Raw genomic sequence first — 15,958 nt, forward strand, 5'->3', positions numbered from 1 at the left:
AGCAAGTGAACCGTCAAGGGGCGACGGCCAGTCGGTACGACTCGCTAGAAGCCCTCGGAGTCTCGCGGTGTGTACGGGGCGGTGAGGCGCTCGAGCTCCGACCCGCTCAACTCGATGTCGAGCGAGGCGACGGCGTCGTCGATGTGGTTCGCTTTCGTGGCGCCGACGATGGGGGCGGTCACCGCGGACTGCTGACGAACCCAGGCGAGGGCGACCTGAGCGCGCGAGACGCCGCGCTCGGCCGCGATGCCGGCCACGGCATCCACGATCGCGCGATTGGACGCGTCGTCAGAGGAGTAGAGCTTGGCCCCGAAGAGGTCTTTGCCTGTGCGGTCGGTTTCGACCTCCCAGTCGCGGGTGAGCCGTCCGCGCGCCAGCGGCGACCAGGGCAGGACTCCGACCTTCTCGTCGAGGCAGAGCGGGTGCATCTCTCGTTCTTCCTCACGCTGAAGAAGGTTGTACTGGTCTTGCATCGAGACGAACGGTGTCAGGCCGTTCACCTCCGCCACGCGTTGAGCCTTCGCGAACTGCCACGCCCACATCGATGACGCGCCGATGTAGCGCACTTTGCCCGATCGAACGATGTCGTCGAGCGCGGTCATGGTCTCTTCGATCGGTGTCTCGGGATCCCAGCGGTGGATCTGATAGAGATCGACGTGGTCGACGCCCAGGCGGCGCAGACTGTCGTCGATCGCCGACATGATGTGCAGGCGTGACAGACCTCCACGGTTGGGGGTGCTGCCCATGCGGCCGTGCACCTTCGTAGCGATCACCACGTCGTCACGCTGGGCGAAGTCGGCCAGGGCGCGACCCACGATCTCTTCGCTCGACCCGTCGGAATAGACATCGGCCGTGTCGAAGGTGGTGATGCCCTTCTCGAGAGCGCGGCGGATGAGCGGGCGGCTCGCCTCCTCGTCGAGAGTCCAGGCGTGGCCGCCCTGGTCGGGAGTGCCGAAGCTCATGCAGCCGAGCACGACTTCGCTGATCTGCATACCGGTGTTTCCGAGGCGGGTGTAGCGCATGGTTCGAGAGTACTGCGGCGGAGATTGCCTTTTGCGGGATTAGTGTGAGCCTATGGATCTCGGCTTGCACTATTTCACGTTCACCGCCCCGGAGTGGGAGACCACTCTCACTGATCGCCTCACCGAGACCGCGCGGATCGCCGATGAGGGCGGCGTCGCGCTCTTCTCGTTCATGGACCACTGGTTCCAGATGCTCGACGCCGGCGGCCCCTTCGAGCCGATGCTCGAGGGCTACACCTCGCTCGGCTACCTCGCCGGCATCACGAACCGGATGCGGCTGGGCCTGCTGGTCACCGGCGTGACCTACCGGCATCCGGGCCTGCTCGCCAAGACCGTGACGACCCTCGACGTTCTCTCGAAGGGTCGGGCCGTTCTCGGCATCGGGGCGGCCTGGTACGAGCGGGAACACGCTGCTCTCGGAGTGCCGTTCCCCTCGACGAAGGAGCGGTTCGAGCGCCTGGAGGAGACCCTGCAGATCTGCCGGCAGATGTGGTCGCCCAACAACGGACCGTTCGAGGGCGAGCACTATTCGCTCGCCGAGACGATCAGTCTTCCGCAGCCGGTGCGCGGCTCGGTGCCGATCCTCATCGGCGGGGGCGGCGAGCGCAAGACGCTCAAGTTCGTGGCGCAGTACGCCCAGGCGTGCAACCTCTTCGGCGCGCCGGGCGACGCGGCGCTCGGCACGGTCAAGCACAAGCTCGACGTGCTGCGCGGGCACTGCGATGCGCTCGGAACCGACTACGACGCGATCGAGAAGACCATGCTCTATCAGGGCGATCCCACCGGCGACACGGACGCGTTCCTCGCCGACATGGAGCGCTACTCCGAGGTGGGCATCACCCTCGTCGGCGTCGTGCCGCCCCGATACGTCGACCCCGTGCCGTGGACGGAACGGCTCACGACCACGGTGGTCGGCAGGCTCTCGCAGATCTCCTCGTGAGGCGACTGCTTGCTGTGCGTCCACTTAGTTGTAGCATCAACCATTCGATAGAATGGTGCTCATGAGTGACGATGTCTGGCTGAACGATGAGCAGCAGCGCGCCTGGGTGAGGTTCATCTCCGTGGTCGAGCGGCTTCCGGGAGTGCTCGACACTCAGCTGCAACACGATGCCGACCTCACGCACTTCGACTATCTCACCCTCGCGATGCTGTCGGAGGCACCCGACCGCACGCTTCGCATGACCGAACTCGCCCTGGTCACGAACGCCACCCTTCCCCGCCTCTCGCACGTGGTCTCGCGGCTCGAGAAGCGCGGCTTCATTGAGCGATCTCCGAGCACCGACGATCGTCGTGCCACGAATGCCCGCCTCACGGATGCGGGCTGGGAGAAGGTGGGCGCCACCGCGCCCGGTCACGTCGGCACCGTGCGCGACTACGTGATCGATCCGCTTGACGCGCAGGATGTAGAAGACCTGCACCGCGTCATGGGAAAGATTCTGGCGAAACTCGACCCCGAGCACGGGTTGCGCGTGCAGCGCTGACCTCGGTCGGCGACAATGGATACCGGTGCGGACTACTGTGCCCGGTGTGCCGGTCGCAACTGTCCGCTCCGGCGACAGTCAGCCCCGACGGAGAAGCCATGAAGCACACCAGCCAGGTCGAGATCGAGCGCAAATACGACGTCGACGAGAATGCGCTCGTGCCCACATTCACGAGTGTCGAGGGCATCGAGAGTGTCTCCGTCGACGACGCCGTGCAGCTCGAGGCTGTGTACTACGACACCGAAGGACTCGATCTTCTGCGCAAGCGCCACATCGTGCGCCGCCGCGAGGGCGGAGGCGACGAGGGGTGGCACATCAAGCGTCCGGCGGGCGAAGGTCGCACGGAATTACACTGGCCGCTCGACGTCGACGGAGCCGCGGATTCGTCGTCAGACGCCGTGCCCGAGTCGGTTCTCGAGCCTGTGCGCGCGATCGTGCGTGATCGCATCCTGACCCCGCTCGCCCGCATCTCGACCCGACGCACCGCGACGCATCTGGTCGGCGCGGGCGGCGAGGCCGTCGCCGAATTCGCCGACGATCAGGTCACGGCATCGGATGTTCGGGGTGGCGCCGTGCGGGCCTGGCGCGAGTGGGAGGTGGAGCTTCTGCCTGGGGCGCCAGACAGCGAGGAGGGGCGGACGGCCCTGCTCGATGCCATCGAGGTGGCCGTGCTCGCCGAGGCCGCCACCGTATCGTCGTCGCCGGCCAAGATCGCGCGGGCGCTCGGCCATGATTCGCTGAGCGATGCGCTAGACGATGCCGGGGAGCAAGACGCAGTCGAGGTGCAGCGCGCGGTCCCGAGCGCCCGCCCCGCGCCCGCGTCTGAGCTGACATCGAAGAGCCCCGCCGCCGACGTGATCGTCGAGGCGTTGCGCCAGCTCGTCGAGCAGCTCGAGCAACTCGATCCCCAGGCTCGCGCCGATCAGCCCGACTCCGTGCATCAGATGCGATCCGCCGTTCGCCGACTGCGCAGCGTGCTCGCGGCGTACCGGCGATTGTTCGATGACGAGCGGGTGTCGTCGCTGCGTGATCAGCTCCGCACACTGGGAGGGGTGCTCGGCACGGCTCGCGATGCCGAAGTCCGTGCGCAACTCGCCGGCGACGAGCTCAGTGAGTTGGGGCACCGCACGAGCGATGCCTCGCACCGTCGCCTGGTCGAAGGCTCGCTCGAGGAATACCGTCAGGCGCACGCTGCGGCGTTGCGCATGCTGTCGAGCGCGAGCTACTACCGGCTGTTCGATGAACTCGACGACTTCGTGGCGAATCCGCCCCTCTCGGCTTTGGGCGAGAAGCGCACGCCGATCAAGGTCGTCGCTGCCAAAGTGATCGCGAGCGAACTGGCGCGGCTGCGAAAGCGAGCCGGTGCGGCCGCCTTCGCCGGAGCATCCGGGCCGGGCGGCGACATCGACGCCCGCGGTGATCGTGCGCTGCACAGCGCCCGTAAGGCTGCGCGCCGACTGCGGTTCGCGGCAGACGCGGTATCGAAGGGCGGCACGGCCGTGCTCGGCAAGAGGTACCGGCACATCTCGCGCGAGGCGGAACGCGTGCAGGATGCTCTCGGCGACCACCGCGACAACGCCCTGTTCGTGGAGCACCTGCTGCTGAACTCGAACCGCGCCCACGCTGCGGGCGAGAACACGTTCGTCTATGGCGCCATGTCTGTTCGCGCGCAGAACAGAGGGTCGGCTGCTCTCAACGAGTCTCCGAAGGCGCTCAAACGCCTCGATCGGCGGGCCGAGAGTCTCTGACGGCGACTCCCAGTCATGCACAGAAATGGGAGGCTAACATGACCGCGTGTCCTTCCTGTCTGACGAAAGTCGCCTGTGGCTCGCCCGCGTGGCCGAGCTCGATGCCGCCGCTGTCGCATCGCCCCAATCGCCCCCTCCGCCCCTCGATCGCATTCGCGCCGTGCGCATGCTCGCCGGCGAACTCGAGAAAGACGCCGCGACGCTCCACGCTGTGCGTGAGGCCCGCGCGTCCGGAATAACGTGGGAGGAGATCGCGAGTGCGGCCGGGCTCGGAGCTGCGGCCGCGAAGTGGCGCTGGCATGGCACCGACGCCGAGATCCTCGAACGGCACGAGGCGGGCCGCAAGCGCTCCGCGAGGCCGAGCAGCGTGCCCACCGACCTGCCGGGCATGTCGGTATCGGAGGCGGCGACGAAACTCGGGATAAGCGCCCAGGCGGTGTATCTGCGCGTCAGCCGCGGTCAGCTGCGGGCCGAGACCGTGACGCTGTCCGACGGGCGCACGTACAAGCGAGTGTTCCCCGACGAGGCTCCTTCCTCCTAGAGCAGAACGCTTTTCGGCAGGATGTGCAGGGTCACCGCTCCGACAGGCGCCATCGGATGCAGCGGATCGGGAGTCTCCGATCCGGTCGGCCCACCGAGCCTCGAGTGGCACACGGCGCTCATCACGGCGTAGGCATCGCCTTTCGTCCAGCCGTTGTCGATGGTCAAGAACTCGAAGAGGTCTTCGTAGCCTCGAGTGACGCTCTGCTGGACGGGGTCGCCCAGGCCCACGAAGATCCACTCGTCGTCGGTCTCAACCCGGGGTGCCCGGATGCGCTTGCCCGGGATCAGGTCGATGCTGACGACGGCGACACCCTCGGCCTCGATCGCCACGAACGACGACTCTCCCTCGGCCATCAGCGCGTGGATGTCGCCGATCGAGAGGTACGCGCCCTCGACCATCACGGGAAGGTAGACCACCGATCCGGGGCGGCACTCGGTCAGGTCCATGTTGCCGCCCTGTGCATAGGCCGGCATGATGGTGGAGTTCGAGCCCTCTGCGGGAGCCGTGCCGATGCATCCGATCATCGGACGCACGGCGAACGTGTGCCGATCGGTGACATGGGCGCCGTCCGCGTCGAGCGGAACGCGACGGCTGAACAATTCCGGTCCCATGACCTCGGACAGTGCGCCGGTGCCGGGCAGGCTCACAGACCAGCCGCAGTCCTTCAACCTGATCTCGTGAATCGACACGGCGAGGGTGTCGCCCGGGACGGCCCCCTCGACATGAACGGGGCCGGTGACGGGGTTGATGCCCGCCGTGAGCTTCTGCATGTCTTTGTGCTCGTGAAGCTGGCGATACACCTCGTCGCTCGTCTCGAAGCCGATGCGCTCGCCGGTTCCCGGGGCGATCCTGAGGGCGGGGCTTGACGCCTCGAAGCCGAAGCGGCCGTTCTCCTTGCCGAGCAGGTGGTCGATTCCCGAAGGGTCGACGATCCAGGTCGTGTTGCCGTGGTCTCTGTCGCTCATGCGTGAGCATCCTCTTCTGTCAGCTCGGTCTTTCGACCGGTGACCTTGTAATAGGCGAAGACGGCGGCTCCGATGACGAGCCAGACGAGCCCGCCTATCTTGGCCTCGATGGCCGCGTTCAACAGCACGTAGCCGATGATCAGGAATCCGATGACCGGCACGACGAGGTGCAGAAGGTAGTTCTTGGACTTCTTCTTCACGATGTAGAAGACGATCACGGCGATGTGCAGCAGCATGAAGCCGAAGAGCGCCCCGAAGTTGACGAGTGCCGAGATCAAGTCGATCTGCCCGACGAAGAACAGCACCAGAACGGCAGAGAGGGCCGACACGAGCAGGATGGCGTTCTGGGGAACCTGGCGCTTGTTGATGGTGCTGAGGAAGCGAGGCAGCTGGCGATCGCGGCTCATCGAGAAGAGCAGCCGGCTGGTGGCGGCCTGAGCGGCCATCGCGTTGGCGATGCCCACGGCGAGTACGTTCACGACCAGGAAGGCGGTCATCCATCCACTGTTCGAGGCCGCCTGCACGATGGTGAAGAAGGCATTGCCCGCCTCGTCGTCGCTGAACGACTCGCGTCCGCCGGCCAGGGCGCTCGCCAGCCAGGTCTGCACGATGAAGAGCACGGCGACGATGATCAGCGCGAGGATCATGGCGCGGCCGGCGGAGTTGCGTCCGCCGGTGGCTTCCTCCGACATGGTCGAGATGCCGTCGAAGCCCAAGAAGCTGAGCACGGCGATCGACAGGGCGGATGCGATGAGCGGCCCGGTCACCTTGCTCGCGTCCCACAGCGGATCGATCGTGAAGGCCGCTCCGGGCACCGTATTGCCCGAGAGAGCGGTGACGGCGATGACGATGAAGATCACGACGAAGATCAGCTCGATCGCGAGAAAGATGCGGTTCATCAGCTTGAGCGAACCGATGCCCAACAGGTTGACGACCGTGTTGATGGCGACGAAGACGAGAGCCCAGACCCAGCGTGGAGTGTCGGGGAAGATGCCCACCATCGACTCGGCGGCGAAGACGTAGAGGAGGGTCGGCACGAGCAGGTAGTCGAGCAGAATGGCCCAGCCCGCGAAGAATCCGGCCGTGGGGTGGATGCCGCGGCCCACGTAGGAGAAGACGCTTCCGGCCAGCGGGATCGATTTGGCCATCTGCTGGTAGGCCAGGGCCGTGAAGATCATGGCGACGAGGCCGATGAGATAGACCAGCGGAACCATGCCGCCGGCCGCGTTGTACACGACGCCGAAGATCGCCCACGGCGCGATGGGCACCATGAAGACGAGACCGTAGATCAGCAGATCGACGGTCGAGACGCTTCTCTTGAGTTGCTGCTTGTAGCCGAGCGATTCGAGCTCCTGCTGGGCGGTCAGGGCGGGGTCGGACTGGGTCATGATGTGAGGTCTCTTCTGCCGGAGGGGCTGTAGTCGTGCGTGCTGAGGTCATGCTTGCTCAAGAAGTGCGCTATCTCGGCCCGGAAGATCTCGGGCTGCTCGAGGTGAACGCAGTGGCTGGCTCCGGCGAAGACATGGGTGGTGACTCCGGCGATGCGGGTGGCGAAGGGTTCCCAGGTGGCGGGCGTCGCTTCGTCGAACTCGCCGGCGACGACGAGTGTGGGGGTGTCGATGCGATCGAGGCGATCGACGACGGTCCAGGAACCCAGGGTGCCGACGACATGGAACTCGTTCGGCCCATTCATGGTGTGGTACACCGTGGGCTCCGCTTCCATCTGGTCGACGCTCTCCTGAAAATCGGGGGGTGTCGGGGTGACGCGGCACACGTGCCGCTCGTAGAAGACGGCCGATGCCGCCACGTACTCGGGGTCGTCCAGCGTTCCGGCGGCCTCGTGCCGGTCGAGCGCGCTCTGCACCTCGGGCGGCAGCTCGTCGCGCAGGGCGCTCGCGGCCTGCGACCAGAGCGGCATCGAGGCGGGGGAGTTGCAGATACTCAGGCTCGCCAGCGCAGGGTTGCGTCGCACCCCGATCTCGGCAGCGAGCATCCCGCCCCACGACTGGCCCAGCAGATGCACCTGGTCGAGCCCGAGCGCGTCGACGAGATTCTCGAACTCGTCGACGAAGAGTTGCGGCGTCCAGAAGTCGGCCGGCGCATCGGGTAGGTGAGTGCTGTTGCCGCAGCCCAGCTGGTCGTAGTGAATGACCGTGCGACCGGTCTCGTCGGCGATCAGGCCGATGTTGCGCACGTAGTTGTGCGCCATCCCGGGGCCGCCGTGCAGAACGACGAGGGGGAGCGCGTCTTCTCGTGGCGCGTCGGGCTTCTCGATTCGAACCCAGGTGGAGTACTCGCCGAACGGGATGAGACGGGTGGTCACAGAAGACATGAGAGTCATTGTGCACAAGAAAAGGTCTCACCAGAAGACCATTTGGCTCCGTTAACATGAGCGTTACATTCGGCCGCCCGATGACACGCGAACGGAGGATCCGATGACCGCGGACCAGACGCCCGTCGCCTCTCACCTCGGGACCCCGATCGTGAGCTCGTCGAGGTCCGACGAGATCACCGACCGGCTCATCACCGCCATCGCTGTCGGCGAGTATCTTCCCGGCTCCAAGCTTCCGCCCGAACGAACTCTTGCGGCCTCGCTCAAGGTGGGCCGCATGGCCGTGCGGCAGGCGCTCGCCGTGCTCGTCGAGAAGGGGCTGCTCGAGACCCAACGCGGGCGAGGTGGTGGGTCGTTCGTGCGAGAGCAATGGGGGGCAGAGTCGGATGCCCCGGTGCAGCGCACCCTCTCGGCCCGGCTCGACGACCTGCGCGACACCCTCGAGGCCATCGCGTGGCTGCACGGCACCATCGCCGGTGCGGCCGCGAACCGGCGAACGCCCGACGACGTCGAGCGTATGCAGGAATGCCTCGCCGGCTATCGCTCCGCCGAGTCAGGCTTGGCATCGCAGAAGGCCGACGAGCAGCTGCACCTCGCCATCGGCCGCGCCACCCACAACGCCACTCTGCCGTCTCTGCTGCTCGAGCTCGAATCGCGCATCAGCATCTCGGCCCCGGCGCACCTCTGGGGCTCGCCCGAAGGAATGCGAGAGATGGAGCTGCGCGCACTGGGCGATCACGAGGAGCTCGTCGCAGCCATCGTCGACGGCAGAGCCGACGACGCCGGTCGCATCGCATCGGAACACGTGCACATCGACCTCGAACTCATCGAGGCCGCGCTGGCCCGCTCGCTCGCCGCCCGCTGAGCAGGAGGCCTTCGCCACCCGATTGCAGTGGTTGGATTGACTCTATGGATGCCCACATCACCGACGCGTACATCGACGACTTCGCCCGTTTCATCGAAGCATCTCCGAGCTCGTATCACGCGGTCGCCGAGGCCGCCCGTCGGCTCGACGAGGCCGGATTCTCGCGACTCGAGGAGGCGAGCGACTGGCCGGCGGCCGGCGCCGACGGCGATGGTGGCGGCACCGAGCCCGCCGCATCCGCTCGGCACTATGTGGTGCGCGACGGCGCGATCATCGCGTGGCTGATGCCCGCCGGAGCGACGAAGACGACGCCATTCCGCGTTCTCGGCTCGCACACCGACTCGCCCGGCTTCAAGCTCAAGCCGAAGCCCACGATCGCGAACCGCGGATGGCTGCAGGCCGGCGTAGAGGTCTACGGCGGCCCGCTGCTCAACTCGTGGCTCGACCGCGAACTCGAACTCGCCGGTCGGCTCGTCACCCACGATGGTCGCGAGCATCTTGTGCGCACCGGGCCCTACCTGCGCATTCCCCAGCTCGCCATCCACCTCGATCGCGAGGTGAACTCGGGGCTCGTGCTCGACAAACAGCGGCATATGACCCCGGTCTTCGGGGTGGGGCACGCCGGCGATCTGCTGGCCCATCTGGCGCACCTGGCGGGAGTGCCGGCCTGGGATGTCGCCGGCTACGACCTGCTGACGGCGAACACCCAAGCGCCCGCTCGCTTCGGCAAAGATGGCGAACTCTTCGCCGCCGGCCGCATGGACAACCTGTCGTCGGTCTACGCGGGGCTCGTTGCGCTGATCGCGGCCGCCGACGAGGCTCAGGCTGAGCAGCAGCACATCAGCGTGCTCGCGGCGTTCGACCACGAAGAACTCGGCAGCCAGTCGCGCTCCGGCGCATCCGGCCCCCTGCTCGACGACGTACTCAGCCGCATCGGGGCCGGTCTCGGTTCCACCCAGAGCGACCGTCTGCGCGCGTACGCCGCATCCTGGTGTCTGTCTGCCGACGCGGGCCACGCGATCCACCCGAACTATCCCGAGCGGCACGACCCCGTGAACACTCCGATTGCGGGCGGCGGGCCTTTGCTCAAGATCAACGCAAACCAGCGCTATGCGACGGATGCGTTCGGTGCGGCCCTGTGGGCGCGCGCCTGCGAGCGGGCGGGCGTCAGTTATCAGGAGTTCGTGTCGAACAACGCTGTTCCGTGCGGATCGACGATCGGACCACTGACCGCGACGAGGCTCGGAATCCGTACGGTCGACGTGGGAGTTCCGCTGCTGTCGATGCACTCGGCGCGCGAGCTGTGCCATGTGAACGACCCCGTGGCGCTGTCGGCCGCGGTCGGGGCGTTCTTCGCGGGAGCGTAGCGGGCGCGTGGTCTCGATACGTCGAGCTCGTTCCTCGCGCGACTACTCGACCAGCGCACAGGTCGGCGCTGATCGAGTAGGTCGCGCAGCGACCGTATCGAGATCCGAGTCGAGCTCATTTGGGTGTTCCGCGTGCGGCTCGGAGAATGTGCGCTCCTCGCACGAGACGCCAGATGCCCAGGGGGATGAGCGCGAGGCACAATCCTTTCGCGACAGCGGGCTCCACGGTTATCACGCACCAGACGCCGAGCGCGATGAGCGCCACGCCGACGATCGCATTGAGCACGCCGCCTATGCTCCATTGAGCTGTCAGAAGCGCCATGGTCGCGTCGAGGACCCGGTCTGCGAAACCGAGTCCGAATGCGCTGGCAACGATGTAGACGACCAGCGCGAGCAGGGGGAGAACCGCAGCGCCGATGAGCACGACGAAGAGGATGGTGACCAGGGCGTCCACCGCCTCAGCGTAGCGGTGGGTGGTCTCGATACGTCGAGCTCGTTCCTCACGCGACTACTCGACCAGCGCACACGTCTGCGCTGATCGAGTAGGTCGCGCAGCGACCGTATCGAGATCCCGCCGCTAGATCAGGTTGTCGCTCAGGTGGTTCGGCGTTCCAAAGCGGTGCGCCGTGATCGACACCGCCTGCTCGTGCAGGAACGGCAGCAGCTCGATGCGGCCCGACTCCGTGACCTCGCCGGCGTAGACGGCGAGATCCGGGCGGCCGCCCGTGGCGATCGCGAGCTCGCCTGCAGATGCCCCGACCAGCCGCACCGTCGCATCCATCATTGTGTTCGCCCGAGCCAGCCACGCCTCGTCGCTCTCGATGCGCATCGAGAGGCCGCACTCGGCGACGGCTGCGCGCAGCTGCGCCGGAAGCGCGACCGCGGCCGACACCTCGATCGGCGCGCCCGAGACGAACGCGGCCGCCAGCACGCGTACGACGGATGCGTCGGTCGCGTCGCTGCCGAATCGCACGGTCACGGGGCGCGGCACGTAACGGAACACGTTGCGCTCGGCGCTGAGGCCAGAGACGTCGCGGGCGAGGCCGAACTCCGATGCCCACGCAGCGGCGTCGCTCGCAGCGGCGCGGCGCAGGCTGCCGAAGTCATCGGCGCTCAGCTCGGTCGCGGCGGCGTCGATCAGTCGTCGAACCGATGCGTTGGCCACGGGCGCGTCGGCGTGGCTCACGGCCGTCTGCCACGAGCCGAGACCGAGCAGGTAGTTCGGGCCTCCGGCCTTCGAGCCTGGCCCGACGACCGACTTCTTCCAGCCACCGAAGGGCTGGCGGCGCACGATCGCGCCGGTGGTTCCGCGATTGACATACAGATTTCCGGCCTGGATGCGCGACAGCCACACGCCCAGCTCGGCCGAGTTCAGCGAGTGCAGCCCGGCGGTGAGTCCATAATCGATCTCGTTCTGGATCTCGATCGCCTCCTCGAGCGTGGCGGCCGTCATGATGCCGAGGATCGGGCCGAAGTACTCGGTGAGGTGATACTCGGATCCGCGACGCACGCCAGCGCGCACTCCCGGGCTCCAGAGGGCGCCGCTGTCGTCGAGTTTCTTCGGCTCGACGAGCCACTTCTCGCCATCACCGAGGGTGGTGAGGCCGGAGAGCAACTTGCCTTTCGCCTTCTCGATGATCGGGCCCATCTGCGTGCTCGGATCGGCCGGATAACCGACCGTGAGCGACGACACCGCGTCGACCAGCTGGGTGCGGAAGCGGCGCGAGGTCGCGACCGATCCCACCAGAATCACGAGGGATGCCGCCGAGCACTTCTGCCCGGCGTGACCGAAGGCCGAGGCGACCACATCTTTGACAGCGAGGTCGAGGTCGGCCGACGGCGTCACGATGATGGCATTCTTGCCGCTGGTCTCGGCTAGCAGGGGCACGTCGGGGCGGAACGAGCGGAACAGTTCGGCCGTCTCGTATCCGCCGGTCAAGATGACACGGTCGACGGAGTCGTGAGCGATGAGCGTGCGACCCAGCGACTGGTCGGCGAGCTGCACGAGTCGAAGAGCCTCGCGGGGAACACCCGCCCGCCAGAGAGCCTCGACCATCACGGCACCGGAGCGGCGGGCCTGGCGGGCAGGCTTGATGACCACAGCTGAACCGGCCGCGAGGGCGGCGAGGGTCGAGCCCGCGGGGATGGCGACGGGGAAGTTCCACGGAGGAGCGACGACGGTGAGGGTCGAGGGCACAAAGGTGGCGCCGTCGACGCTGTCGAGTTCGCGGGCGCGCTCGGCGTAGAAGTGGGCGAAGTCGATCGCCTCCGAGACCTCCGGGTCGCTCTGATCGAGGGTCTTGCCTGTCTCCGAGGCCATGACCTCCATCAGATCGGCGCGCGAGAGGGCGAGTTCGTCGCCCGCGCGGTGCAGCACCTCGGCACGCTCGGCGCCAGAGAGCCGACCCCATGCGGAACCGGCCTCGGCCGCGGTCTGGATCACCGCATCCAATTCGGTTTCGTCGTGCACGATCGACTCGGCGATCGTGTCATCGCCCAGCAGCGACGACGGAACGCGGCGCAGAATCTCGAGACCCCACGCACGGTTCTGGGGCAGTGCGGGGTCGGTGTCGGCAGTGTTGTCGAAGCCGGTACGCGCCGCCGGTGCCTCTGAGGCGCCGCGGTTCTGTGTGCGGTTCGGCTGCGGTACGGCGTCGTCGAGCTCGGCAAGCGACGCCTCGAAGCGCTCGCGCTCACGGGTGAACAGCGCCTCGTTCTCGCTGAGTTCGAAGACGGCCGACATGAAGTTCTGTTGGCTTGCGCCCTCTTCGAGGCGGCGGATGAGGTACGCGATCGCCACGTCGAACTCCTGCGGATGCACGACGGGCGTGTAGAGCAGCAGCGATCCGACTTCGCGGCGCACGGCCTCGGCCTGCCCCTGGGCCATGCCCAGCAGCATCTCGAACTCGAGCCCGTCGGTCACGCCACGCTTCTGAGCGAGCAGCCAGGCGAAGGCGATGTCGAAGAGGTTGTGTCCGGCGACTCCGATGCGAACGTTGTCGATGCGATCGGGGTGCAGCGAGTAGGTCACGACGCGCTTGTAGTTCGTGTCACTCTGCTGCTTCGTCGACCAGGTCGCGAGCGGCCAGCCGTGCAGGCTCGCCTCGACCTCCTCCATGGGCAGGTTCGCGCCCTTCACGATGCGCACCTTCACCCCGGCACCACCGGCGGCACGACGAGCGGATGCCCAGTCCTGCAGGCGGATCATCGCGGAGAGGGCATCCGGCAGATAGGCCTGCAGCACGATGCCCGCTTCGAGACCGAAGAAGCGAGGGTCGTCGAGGATGCGCATGAACACGGCCATGGTGAGGTCGAGGTCTTTGTACTCCTCCATGTCGAGGTTGATGAACTTGGCCGGCGTCGCCTTGGCAGCGCGCTCGAACAACGGCGTGAGGCGCTCGACGATGTGGGCGACGGCTTCGTCGAAGGCCCAGGCCGAGTGCGGGGCGACGGTGGAGGAGACCTTGATCGACACGTAGTCGACGTCGTCGCGGGCGAGTAGTCGGTGCGTGCCCTCGAGGCGACGGGCGGCCTCGGCCTCGCCGAGCACGGCCTCGCCGAGCAGGTTCACGTTGAGCTTCGTTCCCTCGCCGTGGCTGCGCAGCTTCGCGATGGCCGAGCCGAGACGGGCGTCTGTGGCATCGATGATGAGGTGGCCCACCATGCCGCGCAGCACCTTGCGGGCGATCGGGATGGCGATGGCCGGCGCGATGGGAGCTGCCATGCCGCCGAGGCGAACGGCGCTCTTCAGGTACCAGGGCAGGAACGCCGGTACATCGGGAGCGAGCGCGCGCAGGTTGCGCGCGGCCACGCCGAGGTCCTCGGGGCGCACGACGCCGTCGACGAATCCGACGGTGAAGTCGAGCCCCTTCGGGTCTTTGAGAACGCCGGCCAGGCGCTGGGCCGACGCGTCGGCGGGGATGGCCGCGGCTTCGGTGAGCCAACGGCGCACGAGGGCGGTGACCGCCTCGGGAGTGGGCAGGTCGGTGGGGGATTCGGGGCGTGAACGGGTCGCGGCGTTGGGGGCCTCGATTGTCGCTTCCGGGTTAGAGGCAATGTCGGTCATGGGTTCAGTATGGGATCACGGTCACTTTAGATAAAGTGACCTTTTGTAACCAATAAACATCAGTTCAGCCGATGAATGGAGAGCGCGACAATGCTCGATGCCCGGCGCTTGCGCATCCTGCGTGAACTCAAGATTCGTGGCACCCTCGCCGAGGTCGCGTCGGCCATGAATTTCAGCCCGTCATCGGTGTCGCAGCAGCTTGCGCTGCTCGAGAAAGAGACGGGTGTCGAGCTGCTGCGCAAAGTCGGCCGCCGCGTGCAACTCACGCCTCAGGCCGAGATTCTCGTCGCTCAGACCGCCGCGATGCTCGAGATCCTCGAGAGCGCCGAAGCCACGCTCGCAGCCTCGTTGACCGCCGTCACCGGCAGCGTGCGGGTCGCCGTGTTCCAGTCGGCCGCGTTGGCACTGATGCCGGATGCGCTGAGCCTCATGCGCTCCCGCTATCCCGAGGTGCGGGTCGAGATGGTGCAGCGCGAGCCCGAGACGGCCCTTTACGAGACCTGGGCCCGCGACTTCGACATGGTGGTCGCCGAGGAATACCCGGCGCACGCGGCGCCGCGGCATCCGGAGCTCGACAAGAAGTGGCTCACGTCTGACGCGGTCTCTCTCGCCGTTCCTCCCCTCGCGCGTCAGATCCACGGAGTCGAGTCGATCGAGGATGCGCACGACCTGCCCTGGGTGATGGAGCCGGCGGGTGCCGCCTCCCGACACTGGGCGCTGCAGCGCTGCCGCATCGCCGGATTCGAGCCCGATGTGCGCTACGAGACCGCCGACCTGCAGGCGCAGATCCGCCTGATCGAGTCGGGCAATGCCGTGGCGCTGATGCCCGAGCTCGTGTGGGCGGGGCGCGAGACCAGTTGCCGGCTCCTCGCGCTGGCGGGGGATGCGCGTCGGTCGATCTTCACCTCGGTGCGCGACAGCGGCGCGCATCACCCCGCGACCGTGGCGTTCAGAGAGGTGCTCGAAGAAGTCGCGGCGTGAGGCCTCTTCTGGATGCCGAGATGACACTTCCGCTGCATCGAACCGCGATCTCGGGGCCATGAGGTGACGCGAACTGTCATCTCGATGGCGGGCTCGGGCTCGGGCGCGGCGCCGGGCACAGCGCTCAGCGCTCTGCGGCTCGGGCGCACTCGATGCAGAGCGTTGCCTCGGGTCGAGCCTCGAGGCGTGCGAACCCGATCGGCTGGCCGCATCGGGTGCAGACTCCGTAGCTATCCGACGCGATGCGCTCGAGGGCTGCTTCGACCGCCTCCGATGCGGCCGCGAGCTCGCCATGCACCCCGTGGATGCGCGACCACTCGCTCGACAGCGTCGGACCCTCGGGGTCGTGCTCGTCGTCGACCGACTCCGCGCCGCGCGCCTCGCGCACCTCGACGAGTGTCTGCGCCAGCCCGCCGAGTTCTCTATCGATGTCGAGCCGGCGCCCGCGCAACTGCGCCTCGAGGAGCCGCAGTTCGGCATCCGTGAGCGCTGATTCGGACGCTCGTGATTGCACAGTATTCATGCTCGCACGGCCGCGAGGCGAGGTGACCCGTGGCCGCGAAACCGCCGAACGCGCCGTCTGCGGC

Annotated in this window: 14 protein-coding genes; 7 read left to right on the plus strand and 7 right to left on the minus strand. The window is 67.2% G+C overall.

What is annotated here, in order from left to right:
* Positions 1–44: 44 nt before the first annotated feature.
* Positions 45–1,022: an aldo/keto reductase gene (locus tag B9Y86_RS06570; protein ID WP_085484252.1), complete on the minus strand. Its 978-nt coding sequence runs from the start codon at positions 1,020–1,022 to the stop codon at positions 45–47.
* 52 nt (positions 1,023–1,074) lie between these two features.
* Between B9Y86_RS06570 and B9Y86_RS06575 the strand changes: the two genes are divergently transcribed.
* The 4 genes from B9Y86_RS06575 to B9Y86_RS06590 all read left to right on the plus strand — a co-directional run bounded on the left by B9Y86_RS06575 (position 1,075) and on the right by B9Y86_RS06590 (position 4,792).
* Complete coding sequence (locus B9Y86_RS06575) at positions 1,075–1,962, plus strand: LLM class F420-dependent oxidoreductase (protein WP_085484254.1); 888 nt, start codon at positions 1,075–1,077, stop codon at positions 1,960–1,962.
* 61 nt (positions 1,963–2,023) lie between these two features.
* Positions 2,024–2,503, plus strand: coding sequence for a MarR family winged helix-turn-helix transcriptional regulator (locus B9Y86_RS06580; RefSeq protein WP_085485273.1), 480 nt, complete (start codon positions 2,024–2,026; stop codon positions 2,501–2,503).
* 98 nt (positions 2,504–2,601) lie between these two features.
* Positions 2,602–4,251 carry a CYTH and CHAD domain-containing protein gene (locus B9Y86_RS06585; protein WP_085484256.1) on the plus strand — a complete coding sequence of 550 codons (1,650 nt, stop codon included), beginning with the start codon at positions 2,602–2,604 and terminating at the stop codon, positions 4,249–4,251.
* A 46-nt stretch (positions 4,252–4,297) separates the two neighbouring features.
* Entirely contained in the window at positions 4,298–4,792 is a 495-nt protein-coding gene (locus B9Y86_RS06590; protein WP_139824780.1) for a hypothetical protein, read from the plus strand.
* On the opposite strand, the gene B9Y86_RS06595 is transcribed toward B9Y86_RS06590, so the two are convergent.
* The 3 genes from B9Y86_RS06595 to B9Y86_RS06605 are packed head-to-tail and all read right to left on the minus strand — an operon-like array spanning position 4,789 to position 8,092.
* Positions 4,789–5,760, minus strand: coding sequence for an acetamidase/formamidase family protein (locus B9Y86_RS06595; protein WP_085484260.1), 972 nt, complete (start codon positions 5,758–5,760; stop codon positions 4,789–4,791). The two genes, B9Y86_RS06590 and B9Y86_RS06595, sit on opposite strands and share 4 nt — an antisense overlap.
* A complete protein-coding gene (locus B9Y86_RS06600) occupies positions 5,757–7,148 on the minus strand; it encodes an APC family permease (RefSeq protein ID WP_085484262.1) in 1,392 nt (463 codons plus the stop codon). The genes B9Y86_RS06595 and B9Y86_RS06600 overlap by 4 nt, the downstream gene beginning before the upstream one ends.
* Positions 7,145–8,092 (minus strand): proline iminopeptidase-family hydrolase, encoded by a 948-nt coding sequence (locus tag B9Y86_RS06605; protein WP_139824781.1) that lies wholly within the window; start codon positions 8,090–8,092, stop codon positions 7,145–7,147. The genes B9Y86_RS06600 and B9Y86_RS06605 overlap by 4 nt, the downstream gene beginning before the upstream one ends.
* A gap of 103 nt (positions 8,093–8,195) precedes the next feature.
* Here B9Y86_RS06605 and B9Y86_RS06610 point away from each other — a divergent pair, with 103 nt between their 5' ends.
* A complete protein-coding gene (locus B9Y86_RS06610) occupies positions 8,196–8,957 on the plus strand; it encodes a FadR/GntR family transcriptional regulator (RefSeq protein ID WP_085484266.1) in 762 nt (253 codons plus the stop codon).
* Between the two features lie 44 nt (positions 8,958–9,001).
* The gene (locus tag B9Y86_RS06615) at positions 9,002–10,324 is read left to right on the plus strand and encodes a M18 family aminopeptidase (protein ID WP_085484268.1); all 1,323 of its coding nucleotides are present in this window, start codon (positions 9,002–9,004) and stop codon (positions 10,322–10,324) included.
* A gap of 115 nt (positions 10,325–10,439) precedes the next feature.
* Here the strand turns inward: B9Y86_RS06615 and B9Y86_RS06620 are convergent, their stop codons facing one another.
* Together B9Y86_RS06620 and B9Y86_RS06625 are read right to left on the minus strand one after the other, a co-directional pair.
* Positions 10,440–10,778, minus strand: a complete 339-nt coding sequence (locus tag B9Y86_RS06620) for a hypothetical protein (RefSeq protein WP_085484270.1) — start codon at positions 10,776–10,778, stop codon at positions 10,440–10,442.
* Between the two features lie 123 nt (positions 10,779–10,901).
* The gene (locus tag B9Y86_RS06625; RefSeq protein WP_085484272.1) at positions 10,902–14,390 is read right to left on the minus strand and encodes a bifunctional proline dehydrogenase/L-glutamate gamma-semialdehyde dehydrogenase; all 3,489 of its coding nucleotides are present in this window, start codon (positions 14,388–14,390) and stop codon (positions 10,902–10,904) included.
* 90 nt (positions 14,391–14,480) lie between these two features.
* Here B9Y86_RS06625 and B9Y86_RS06630 point away from each other — a divergent pair, with 90 nt between their 5' ends.
* The gene (locus B9Y86_RS06630) at positions 14,481–15,371 is read left to right on the plus strand and encodes a LysR substrate-binding domain-containing protein (RefSeq protein ID WP_085484274.1); all 891 of its coding nucleotides are present in this window, start codon (positions 14,481–14,483) and stop codon (positions 15,369–15,371) included.
* Positions 15,372–15,495: 124 nt separating this feature from the next.
* Here the strand turns inward: B9Y86_RS06630 and B9Y86_RS06635 are convergent, their stop codons facing one another.
* The gene (locus tag B9Y86_RS06635; protein ID WP_176223285.1) at positions 15,496–15,885 is read right to left on the minus strand and encodes a TraR/DksA family transcriptional regulator; all 390 of its coding nucleotides are present in this window, start codon (positions 15,883–15,885) and stop codon (positions 15,496–15,498) included.
* Positions 15,886–15,958: the final 73 nt, after the last annotated feature.

Source organism: Agreia pratensis (assembly GCF_900177685.1).
In the GTDB taxonomy this organism is placed as follows: domain Bacteria; phylum Actinomycetota; class Actinomycetes; order Actinomycetales; family Microbacteriaceae; genus Agreia; species Agreia pratensis.

Excerpts from the sequence above, each read along its gene's own strand:
- B9Y86_RS06630 (WP_085484274.1), top strand. The coding sequence starts at position 14,481 with ATGCTCGATGCCCGGCGCTTGCGCATCCTGCGTGAACTCAAGATTCGT.
- B9Y86_RS06595 (WP_085484260.1), bottom strand. The coding sequence starts at position 5,760 with ATGAGCGACAGAGACCACGGCAACACGACCTGGATCGTCGACCCTTCG.
- B9Y86_RS06575 (WP_085484254.1), top strand. The coding sequence starts at position 1,075 with ATGGATCTCGGCTTGCACTATTTCACGTTCACCGCCCCGGAGTGGGAG.
- B9Y86_RS06570 (WP_085484252.1), bottom strand. The coding sequence starts at position 1,022 with ATGCGCTACACCCGCCTCGGAAACACCGGTATGCAGATCAGCGAAGTC.
- B9Y86_RS06585 (WP_085484256.1), top strand. The coding sequence starts at position 2,602 with ATGAAGCACACCAGCCAGGTCGAGATCGAGCGCAAATACGACGTCGAC.
- B9Y86_RS06580 (WP_085485273.1), top strand. The coding sequence starts at position 2,024 with ATGAGTGACGATGTCTGGCTGAACGATGAGCAGCAGCGCGCCTGGGTG.
- B9Y86_RS06615 (WP_085484268.1), top strand. The coding sequence starts at position 9,002 with ATGGATGCCCACATCACCGACGCGTACATCGACGACTTCGCCCGTTTC.
- B9Y86_RS06610 (WP_085484266.1), top strand. The coding sequence starts at position 8,196 with ATGACCGCGGACCAGACGCCCGTCGCCTCTCACCTCGGGACCCCGATC.
- B9Y86_RS06600 (WP_085484262.1), bottom strand. The coding sequence starts at position 7,148 with ATGACCCAGTCCGACCCCGCCCTGACCGCCCAGCAGGAGCTCGAATCG.
- B9Y86_RS06605 (WP_139824781.1), bottom strand. The coding sequence starts at position 8,092 with ATGTCTTCTGTGACCACCCGTCTCATCCCGTTCGGCGAGTACTCCACC.
- B9Y86_RS06625 (WP_085484272.1), bottom strand. The coding sequence starts at position 14,390 with ATGACCGACATTGCCTCTAACCCGGAAGCGACAATCGAGGCCCCCAAC.